12 protein-coding genes and 1 pseudogene are annotated in these 8897 nt (G+C 67.4%); 3 read left to right on the forward strand and 10 right to left on the reverse strand.

The window, feature by feature from the left end; all coding sequences use genetic code 11:
* The 8 genes and pseudogenes from VGH54_RS28970 to VGH54_RS29005 form a co-directional block, all read right to left on the reverse strand.
* Positions 1 to 240 (reverse strand): annotated as a pseudogene (locus VGH54_RS28970) (cysteine--1-D-myo-inosityl 2-amino-2-deoxy-alpha-D-glucopyranoside ligase); the annotation flags it as partial.
* Positions 241 to 262: 22 nt separating this feature from the next.
* A complete protein-coding gene (locus VGH54_RS28975; RefSeq protein ID WP_331515616.1) occupies positions 263 to 1072 on the reverse strand; it encodes a 3'(2'),5'-bisphosphate nucleotidase CysQ in 810 nt (269 codons plus the stop codon).
* Positions 1073 to 1090: 18 nt separating this feature from the next.
* Positions 1091 to 1597: a DUF2505 domain-containing protein gene (locus VGH54_RS28980; protein WP_331515617.1), complete on the reverse strand. Its 507-nt coding sequence runs from the start codon at positions 1595 to 1597 to the stop codon at positions 1091 to 1093.
* A gap of 8 nt (positions 1598 to 1605) precedes the next feature.
* The gene (locus VGH54_RS28985) at positions 1606 to 2421 is read right to left on the reverse strand and encodes an SCO1664 family protein (protein WP_331515618.1); all 816 of its coding nucleotides are present in this window, start codon (positions 2419 to 2421) and stop codon (positions 1606 to 1608) included.
* Positions 2405 to 2992, reverse strand: coding sequence for a DUF3090 domain-containing protein (locus VGH54_RS28990; protein WP_331515619.1), 588 nt, complete (start codon positions 2990 to 2992; stop codon positions 2405 to 2407). Before VGH54_RS28990 ends, VGH54_RS28985 begins: the two co-directional genes overlap by 17 nt.
* A 68-nt stretch (positions 2993 to 3060) precedes the next feature.
* Positions 3061 to 3753: a histidine phosphatase family protein gene (locus tag VGH54_RS28995; protein WP_331515620.1), complete on the reverse strand. Its 693-nt coding sequence runs from the start codon at positions 3751 to 3753 to the stop codon at positions 3061 to 3063.
* On the reverse strand, positions 3750 to 4580 hold the full coding sequence (locus tag VGH54_RS29000; protein WP_331515626.1) for an undecaprenyl-diphosphate phosphatase: 831 nt from the start codon (positions 4578 to 4580) through the stop codon (positions 3750 to 3752). The genes VGH54_RS28995 and VGH54_RS29000 overlap by 4 nt, the downstream gene beginning before the upstream one ends.
* A 65-nt stretch (positions 4581 to 4645) precedes the next feature.
* Positions 4646 to 4960, reverse strand: coding sequence for a hypothetical protein (locus VGH54_RS29005; RefSeq protein ID WP_331515621.1), 315 nt, complete (start codon positions 4958 to 4960; stop codon positions 4646 to 4648).
* 138 nt (positions 4961 to 5098) lie between these two features.
* On the opposite strand from VGH54_RS29005, the gene VGH54_RS29010 reads away from it, so the two are divergent.
* The 3 genes from VGH54_RS29010 to VGH54_RS29020 are packed head-to-tail and all read left to right on the forward strand — an operon-like array spanning position 5099 to position 7502.
* A complete protein-coding gene (locus VGH54_RS29010) occupies positions 5099 to 6148 on the forward strand; it encodes a YncE family protein (protein ID WP_414688834.1) in 1050 nt (349 codons plus the stop codon).
* Positions 6145 to 6408, forward strand: a complete 264-nt coding sequence (locus VGH54_RS29015; protein WP_331515623.1) for a DUF5703 family protein — start codon at positions 6145 to 6147, stop codon at positions 6406 to 6408. The genes VGH54_RS29010 and VGH54_RS29015 overlap by 4 nt, the downstream gene beginning before the upstream one ends.
* A gap of 32 nt (positions 6409 to 6440) precedes the next feature.
* Entirely contained in the window at positions 6441 to 7502 is a 1062-nt protein-coding gene (locus VGH54_RS29020; RefSeq protein ID WP_331515628.1) for a quinone-dependent dihydroorotate dehydrogenase, read from the forward strand.
* 5 nt (positions 7503 to 7507) lie between these two features.
* Here VGH54_RS29020 and VGH54_RS29025 read toward each other — a convergent pair whose 3' ends face one another.
* Entirely contained in the window at positions 7508 to 8038 is a 531-nt protein-coding gene (locus tag VGH54_RS29025; RefSeq protein WP_331515624.1) for a YbhB/YbcL family Raf kinase inhibitor-like protein, read from the reverse strand.
* A gap of 25 nt (positions 8039 to 8063) precedes the next feature.
* Positions 8064 to 8897: M20/M25/M40 family metallo-hydrolase (locus VGH54_RS29030; protein WP_331515625.1), on the reverse strand; the 834-nt coding region annotated here is incomplete at its 5' end.

An 8897-nucleotide genomic window follows, 5' to 3' on the forward strand; every position in this document is an offset into this window, starting at 1 on the left:
CTGCACGTAGTGCACCTCGTGTCCGAGGTCCAGCCACAGCCGGTGGATCAGATCGAACGCCAGATAGGTTGCGGCGTGGCCGAGATGGGTGGCGTCGTAGGGCGTGATCCCGCAGACGTACATGGTGGCGGCCGGCCCGGCAGCAACCGGGCGTACCTGGCGGTCGGAGGTGTCATACAGCCGCAGCTCCGGGCCGCGTCCCGGCAACGCCGGTATCGGTGCGGCGGACCAGGATTGCATACCGTCGACTGTAAAGCGTTGGCTAGCTCGCCAACCGGATGGCACCCAGCAACAGATCCGCGAGTTCGGCACGACACATCAGGAAATCGGGCAGGTACGGGTCGGGACGGTTGTAGATCATCTCCGAGCCGTCCAGCCGCGAGGCGTGCATGCCCGCCGCCAGGATCACGCCCGCCGGAGCAGCCGAGTCCCACTCCCACTGGCCGCCGGCATGGATGTAGGCGTCGGCGTCGCCGCGCACCACCGACATCGCTTTCGCTCCGGCCGAACCGATCCGGACGAACTCGACGTCGAGCTGGCGGGCCAGGTAGTACAGCACGGCGGGCGGCCGGTTGGAGCTTGCGGTGATGCGGATCGGCCCGGAATGCGTTGTCGTGGGCGCGCTGACGGTGTCGCTGCGATGCAGCTCCCCCATCGCGGGCAAGGCGACGGCGGCGTCGGTGATCGTTCCGTTGGGCCCACCGTGGCGCTGCCACAGCGCCACGTGCACGGCCCAGTCGTCGCGCCCCTGCCAGGAGAATTCGCGTGTTCCGTCCAGCGGGTCGACGATCCAGACCCGGTCGGCCCGCAATCGGTTCAAGTCGTCGTAGGCCTCTTCGCTGAGCACCGCATCGCCCGGGCGTTCGGCGTGCAGTCGTCTGAGCAACAGCGCGTTGGCTTGGCTGTCGCCCTCATCTCCGAGCAGCCACGGGTGGTCGAAACCCACCCGGTGGCGCACCTTCAGCAACAGCTTTCCAGCCTCTTCGGCAAGGCTGGCGGCCAGCGCCGCGTCGCTGAGGGGCTCAGGGGTCACCGATCCAGTATCACCGACGGGAGCGGCCCGCCATGCCATCCACGACGCCCATTGCGCTCAGCGGTGCGCCACGATCCAGTTGTCGGTGAAGCGCTGCACCGCGCTGATCTCGTCGCCGAGCCGGTTGACGATGAAGTTTTCGACCTGACCGCCCACCAGTGGGATGTTCACTCGCACGGTGGTGCTGAAGTCCAGCCGGGCACCGGTCGCCAACGAGACCAACATCACCTTCCCGATCGCGGACACCGGCGCGCCGGGAACCGCCACCTCGATCGTGCCGCGCGCCTGCCCGTCGCCGCTCGGGTGCCAGGTCTCGGTGCGGGCCATCTCCAGATCGCCGGGTGCCAACGCGGCGACCACCTTCGGTAGCCGATTGGCGAACAGGCTGACCGTGAGGGCCGCGGTTACCGACCCGTCGTCGCCGACCGTCAGCCCATTCAATGTGGCCGTACCGCCGTCGAAGGCGGCCAGCCTGGCCTGCCAGTACTGGTCGTCGCCGAACGCCGCCAGGATTTCATCGACGCTGACGGGGGCGTCCAGCGACAGCGCCAAGGATCGCGGCATCGAGCGCCTTAGAACGCGGGCCAGGGAATCGGGCGGTGCCGGTCCGGGCCGGGCATCACCGGGTGCGCGAGCAGCACGCGGGCGCGCAACCGCAGCGCCGCGATCTCGGCGCTGGTGATGTGGTCGGCCAGCGCATCCCCGAGCGAGTCGCCCAGCCCGTCGACCAGGCAGGACACCTTTTCCAACGTGCCGTCGTCGACCTTCTTGCCGGCCCACCCCCACAGCACCGTGCGCAGCTTGTCCTCGACATGCAGGCACACTCCGTGGTCGACACCGTAGACGTCGCCGTTCAGGCCCCGCAGCACGTGACCGCCCTTGCGATCGGCGTTGTTGACCAACACGTCGAATATGGCCATCCGCCAGAGCCGAATGTCGTCGGCGTGCACCAGCTCGACCGGGTCGCCGGCGTAGTCATAGGCGCGCAGCACCGGAAGATAGCCGCGCGGGCATCGGTCGGCCGGAACCAGGTCGACCAGATCCAGCTCGGGCCCGGGATCTGAATCAGGCGTATCTCCGGGCTGGTCTACCCACAGCTGCAGCATTCCCTCGCCGGCCGGCCCGTGCCGAATGATGGTGTAGGGCACGATGTTCCAGCCCAGATGCGCCGAGACCAGGTAGGCGCCAAGCTCGCGGCCGGCCAGGGTGCCGTCGGGAAAATCCCACAGCGGCTGCTCACCGGATATCGGCTTGTACACGCAGTGCACGGTGTGGTCGCCCAGCGTCGCCTCGCACAGAAAGGTGGCGTTGCTCGCCGAGCGAATACGGCCCAGGACCGTCAGCTCACCGCTGCGCAGGACCTCGCGATCGTCAGGACTCTTCGTCATCGTCCGGCCCGAGCAGCGCGCTGCGCCGGTAGCCGTTAGTCCGCGCGCAGATGTGGCCCTCGGAATCCAGCGGTTCATCGCACAGCGGGCACGGCGGACGGCCCGCGGAAATCACGGCATTGGACCGGGTGGCGAACTCGCGCGCCGACTCCGGCGTCAGGAACACCCGCACAGCGTCGGGACCCTCGTCGGTGTCGTCGAGCACCACCGAAGCGTCGAATTCCGTGTCGCTGACGGCCAGCAGTTCGACAACCACGGTTTGCGCCTCGGAATCCCAGCCCAGACCCATGGTGCCGACCCGGAATTCGGCATCGACCGGTGTGATCAGCGGGCTGAGATCTTCGACATCGCCCGTCTCCGGCGGAACCGGCGTGCCGAACCGACGATTGACCTCGACCAGCAGGGCGTCGATCCGCTCGGCGAGCACCGCCACTTGCTGCTTTTCCAGCACCACCGACACCACCCGGGCGTCGTGGACGGCCTGCAAGTAAAACGTGCGATTTCCGGGCTGCCCAACGGTCCCGGCGACGAATCGGTCGGGTGAGCGGAAGACGTGGATCGCACGAGACATGGCTATTCCAAAATACCGGCAGTTGCTGCGGAGTCGTAATCCTGCGCACGAAGCGTTCGGACGACAACTCAGTCGGTAGACCCGCCGACGACAGCATCGTCGGCGGCTGTGTCGCCGCCGGGCGCCGGGGCAGCCGTCAACGCGGACGTCAGCCGCGCGCCGGTGTGGTTGACGTGCAGCACGAACGGGCGAAGCTTCGTGTAGCGGATCACACTGATCGATGCGGGGTCGGCGGAAATGCGCTGAAAGCCATCCAGATGCAGGCCGAGCGCGTCGGCGAGGACCGCCTTGATCACATCGCCGTGAGTGCAGGCCAGCCACAGCGCGTCGCCGCCGTGCTCCTCTGCCAGCCGCGCATCGTGCTCCCGAACGGCGGCGACGGCACGGGTCTGCACCTCGGCCAAGCCTTCGCCGCCGGGAAACACCGCCGCGCTGGGATGGGCCTGGACCACCGACCACAGCGGCTCCTTGACCAGATCGCCGAGTTTGCGACCGGTCCACTCGCCGTAGTCGACCTCGGCGAATCGCTCGTCGAAGCTCGGCTCGACACCCAGTGCGGTGGCGAGCGGTTCGACGGTGCTTCGACAACGCACCAGCGGTGACGACACCACCGCCGTTATCGGCAGATCGCCGATCCGATCGACCAATTCCGTAGCCTGCTGCCGGCCCTTGTCGTCGAGTTCGACGCCTTCGGAACGGCCGGCCAACACGTGTGCGGTGTTGGACGTCGACCTGCCGTGGCGCAGCAGAATGACGGTCACGTCGCGCTCACCACCCCGGTGGCCAACAGGATCAGCACGGCCGCGCCGGCCGCCACCCGGTAGCCGACGAACCAATACATGCTGTGGCGCACCAGAAACCGCAGAAACCATGCCACCGCGGCCAGGCCGACGACGAAGGCGATCGCGATAGCCACTACCAGTTGCGGTCCAGTCGCGCTCATACCCTCTGAAACCGGACGGAAGGCGTCCGGCAACGAGAACAACCCCGAGGCGAACACCGCCGGAATGGCCAGCAGGAAGCCGAACCGGGCGGCCAACTCACGCTCGAGACCGAGGAAGAGGCCGGCACTGATGGTGGCGCCCGACCGCGAGACTCCGGGCACCAGCGCCAGCGTCTGGGCGATGCCGACGACGACCGCGTCGCGCCAGGTCAGCTGCCCGACGTCGCGGCTCTGCCGCCCCATGCGCTCGGCCAAGGCGATCACCGCCGAAAACAGCACCAGCGCCGTCGCAATCACCCAGAGGTCGCGCACGCCCGACCGGATCTCGTCCTTGAAGAACAGACCCAGCACGCAGATCGGGATGGTTCCGATGATGACGTACCAACCGAGCCAGTAATCGGCTGTGCGATGAGCCGCGGCACGAAGGCCGCTGAACCACGCTTTGAGGATCCGCACGATGTCGCGGGCGAAATACACCAGCACGGCGGCCTCGGTGCCCAATTGAGTTACGGCAGTGAACGACGCACCGGCATCGGCGGCGAAGAAGATCCGCGACACGATCGCCAGGTGCCCCGACGAGGACACCGGCAGGAACTCGGTCACGCCCTGCACGACAGCCAATACGACGACCTGCCACCACGACATCGCCGGCACCGTATGCACGACGACGACCGTACCGGGTGGCTATGCCAAACAGCCCCGCGGTCGAACTACTTGGCAGCTTCGGCCAGGGCAACCGCGTCGCGCACGGCCGCGCGCAGGCTGCGTTCGTCGGTGATGTCGACGTCGACGACATTGCGCCGGGCCGTGGCGACAACGTCTTCGGGCTGCGGGACCGGCCCTTTGAGCCGTGGCCGATAGACCTCGACCAGCAGATTCTGACCTTCGATGCAGAACGCGAAACTTCGGCCGTCACCGACCTGACCGAAACCGCTGGCCAGGATCTTGGCGGAGAACACGCCGAGCCACATGTCTTCGATAGCAAACTCTCCGTCTGAGAATTGGCCGTCTTCGGCAACGCTCATAGGGGGACCATACCTCGCCGCTTATGCCGGGCAACCCCGGAAGACCGAACCCATACCCGACAATGTTCCATAGGATCGAACCCCAATCGGACCACCCCTCTACACCGGCCAGCCCCCTGAGCAATCGAGAACTACCCCGTGCCCGTTCACCGCAAACACGGCGAGACCGTCCCTCGCCGGCAGGCCATTGGCCTGCTGCTTTCCTTGCTGCTTCTGGCTGGGTGTTCGGGCAAAACCCTGGACAAGGATGTGGCCACAATCACGCCGGCGCGCGCGGCCGAATCCCCACCGCTGTCGCAGACTCCGACGGGTGTGGTGCGCCCGCTGACCGGCGCACCGCAGACTGCGATATTCGACGGCCGCACCTCGCAGCTGGTGATCGCCGCTCGGGGGCCCACCTCCACGTCACCGTCAAGCCTCACGCTGCTGGACTTCCAGCAAACCTCTCAGCGAGTCGTTGATCTGCCCGGCCCCGCGACCGCACTAGCCGGCGACAACGACGGCACGGCTTATTTATCCGGCCGCGGTGGTTATTTCGTCGTCGATCTGTCGGCCGGGAGCGCGACCCGGGTAAGCGTCCACGACGCCGACAACGTCGACTTCACCGCGATCACCCGCCGCTCCGACGGCGCGCTGGTGCTCGGTGCCGCCGACGGGACGCTGTACACGCTGAAACCCGGCGCCACCGACGTCGCCCGGATGAGTGTCCATGCCCACATTGATTCGCTTGCGGCCCAAGGCAATACCGTCGCCGTCCTGGATCGCGGGCAGACCTCGATCATCACGGTCGGCGCCGACGGCAAGATCGGGCAGTCGCTGCGCGCCGGCCAGGGCGCCACCAGCATGGCGGCCGATCCGGCGGGCCGGTTGCTGGTTGCCGACACCCGGGGCGATCAGCTGTTGGTGTTCGGGGTCGACCCGCTGATCCTGCGTCAGGCCTACCCGGTCCCGGGATCCCCGTACGGCGTGGCCGGATCACGCGGGCTGGCCTGGGTTTCGCAGACCGCGGCGAATATCGTTATTGGTTACGATCTGTCAACCGGAATACCACTGGAAAAGGTACGGTACCCAACGGTGCGGCAACCCGACACGCTCGCCTTCGACGATGGCGCGGGCACGTTGTATGTCCTGTCGGGCGCAGGCGGGGGCGTGCAGATCATCGAACACGCGGCGACAGGCCCACGTTGACGGCGGCACGGCACGGCAGGCTGCCGACGGGCTGGGACACCGAATTGTCCGACGAGTATGAATGGGCTCCGTTGCGTCTGCCACCCGAGGTAACCCGGCTCAGCGCCTCGACGCGGCTGTCCATCGAAGCGGAGTATCGCGGCTGGGAATTGACCCGAGTACGGCTCTATACCGACGGAAGTAGACGAGTACTGTTGCGCCGCAAGAAAACTCGCGCTGAGCGCGCTGACAGCACCCGACCGGATCAGCCCGACCTGTGACGGCGGATCTGCCGCGCGACGAGAGCCCCGCGATGTATGCAGCGCTGCGCCGGTTGCTGTTCTTGGTACCCGCCGAACGCATCCACACACTGGTGTTCGCCGGGCTACGCTTCGCCACGGCCGCTGCGCCGGTCCGGCGCCAACTGAGCCGTCGACTGGCGCCGATCGACGCGGTGCTGGCCAGCACGGTATTCGGGGTGCACTTCCCCGGGCCGCTGGGCCTGGCCGCCGGCTTCGACAAAGACGGTGCCGGGCTCAACGCCTGGGGCGCACTGGGTTTCGGCTACGCCGAAGTCGGCACCGTCACCGCGCAGGCGCAGCCGGGCAACCCCGCCCCTCGCCTCTTCCGGCTGCCCGCCGACCGCGCCCTGCTCAACCGGATGGGCTTCAACAACCACGGCGCCGCCGCGTTGGCAGCCCGACTGGCCCGGCACCGCCCCGACGTTCCTATCGGGGTCAACATCGGCAAGACCAAGATCACGGCGCCCGCCGACGCCGCTGACGACTATCGGGCCAGCGCCCGACTGGTCGGACCGCACGCCGCGTACCTGGTGGTCAATGTCAGCTCGCCGAACACACCCGGACTGCGGGACCTGCAGACAGTCGAGGCGCTGCGCGGGATCCTGTCCGCGGTTCTGGCCGAGACCTCGACTCCAGTACTGGTCAAGATCGCACCCGACCTCGCCAACACCGATATCGACGACATCGCCGACCTGGCAGTCGACCTCGGCCTGGCCGGCATCGTCGCCACCAACACCACGGTGTCGCGGGAAGGGCTGCGCACACCCGGCGTGGACCAACTCGGCAGCGGCGGCATCTCCGGGCCACCGCTGACCCACCGGGCCGGTGAGGTGCTGCGACGGCTGTACGGCCGGGTCGGCGACCGCGTGACGCTGATCAGCGTCGGTGGCATCGAGACCGTCGACGACGCCTGGGACAGGATCACCGCGGGAGCATCGTTGCTGCAGGGCTACACCGGCTTCATCTACGGCGGAGGCTTGTGGGCCAAGCACATTCACGACGGCCTTGCCGACCGGTTGCGCGCGGGCGGCTTCACGTCGTTGAGCGACGCGGTGGGATCGGCGTCTCGCTAGCCGCCCTAGTGTTGCTCGTAGGTTGCATGGATCACGGCTCGCGCGATCGCATGCTGAAAGAGGTTGAAGCCCAAGAACGCCGGACTGGCATCCTCAGGCAGGTCGAGCTTGTCGACGTCGACCGCATGCACCGCGACGTAGTAGCGGTGCGGCCCGTGTCCGGCAGGAGGCGCCGCCCCGATGTAGCGACGCGCACCCGCGTCGTTGACCAGCGTCAAGGCGCCACCGGGCAGGTTGCTGCCGTCGCCGGCACCGGCGGCCAACTCGGTGACCGATGCAGGCAGGTTGGCCACCGCCCAGTGCCAGAAGCCGGACAGCGTCGGCGCATCCGGGTCGTAGACGGTCACCGCGAAACTGCGTGTCCCATCGGGGAATCCCGACCACGACAGTTGCGGGCTGACGTCCTCTCCGCCGGCACCCATGATGCCGCTGACTTGTGGGTTGGCCAACGGCTGGCCATCGGTGAACGATGCCGACTCCAGATGAAACGACGGCAGCTTGGGCAGCGCGGCGTAAGGGTCAGGTTGTGTGGTCATGATCGATCCCCTCTCGTGTAATCGGCTAGCAGTGCGTCAGGAAATGCGCCAGCACCTCGGTGCCGAACGTCAACGCGTCGACGGGTACCCGTTCGTCGATGCCGTGGAACAACGCCGCGAAATCCAGATCCGGCGGCAGCCGCAGCGGGGCGAAGCCGAAGCAACGAATACCCAAGCGCTCGAAGGCTTTCGCGTCAGTCCCACCGGAAAGCATGTACGGCACCGTCCGGGCGTCCGGATCGATGGCCAGCAGCGCGGCGTTCATTGCGTCGACCAGGTCACCGTCGAACGTCGTTTCATACGACGGCAGGCTGGTGGTCCATTCGCGCGTGACGTCGGGGCCGATCAGCTCGTCGACCTCGGCCTCGAATGCCGCCAAACGGCCGGGAAGAATTCGGCAGTCCACGACGGCTTCGGCAGTCGCGGGCACCACGTTGGTTTTGTAACCGGCCTTGAGCATCGTCGGATTGGCGGTGTCACGAAGTGTGGCCTTCACGATGCGGGCGATTGGGCCCAATTTTTCGACGGCCCCGTCCAAGTCGGGCGAATCGGTGTCGAAGGTGAATCCGGTTTCTTCGCCGACGGCGGTCAGGAACTGCACGACGCTGTCGGTCGCCACCAGCGGAAAACGGTGCCGGCCCAGCCGCGCCACCGCTTCGGCGAGCGCGGTCACCGCGTTGTGGTCATGGACCATCGAGCCGTGCCCCGGTCGGCCGCGCGCGGTCAACCGCATCCAGTGCATGCTCTTCTCCGCGGTCTCGATCAGATAGAGCCGCCGTTCACCACCGTCGCGGCGCGGCACTGTCAGCGAGAACCCGCCGACCTCCCCGATCGCCTCGGTGATGCCCTCGAACAGGTC

This window comes from Mycobacterium sp. (genome assembly GCF_036488105.1).
Taxonomy (GTDB): Bacteria; Actinomycetota; Actinomycetes; order Mycobacteriales; family Mycobacteriaceae; genus Mycobacterium.

Coding starts and splice junctions, on each gene's coding strand:
- VGH54_RS28985 (WP_331515618.1), bottom strand. CDS start 2,421: ATGACGAAGAGTCCTGACGATCGCGAGGTCCTGCGCAGCGGTGAGCTG.
- VGH54_RS29025 (WP_331515624.1), bottom strand. CDS start 8,038: ATGACCACACAACCTGACCCTTACGCCGCGCTGCCCAAGCTGCCGTCG.
- VGH54_RS28975 (WP_331515616.1), bottom strand. CDS start 1,072: ATGGCATGGCGGGCCGCTCCCGTCGGTGATACTGGATCGGTGACCCCT.
- VGH54_RS28980 (WP_331515617.1), bottom strand. CDS start 1,597: ATGCCGCGATCCTTGGCGCTGTCGCTGGACGCCCCCGTCAGCGTCGAT.
- VGH54_RS29005 (WP_331515621.1), bottom strand. CDS start 4,960: ATGAGCGTTGCCGAAGACGGCCAATTCTCAGACGGAGAGTTTGCTATC.
- VGH54_RS29020 (WP_331515628.1), top strand. CDS start 6,441: ATGTATGCAGCGCTGCGCCGGTTGCTGTTCTTGGTACCCGCCGAACGC.
- VGH54_RS29000 (WP_331515626.1), bottom strand. CDS start 4,580: ATGTCGTGGTGGCAGGTCGTCGTATTGGCTGTCGTGCAGGGCGTGACC.
- VGH54_RS28990 (WP_331515619.1), bottom strand. CDS start 2,992: ATGTCTCGTGCGATCCACGTCTTCCGCTCACCCGACCGATTCGTCGCC.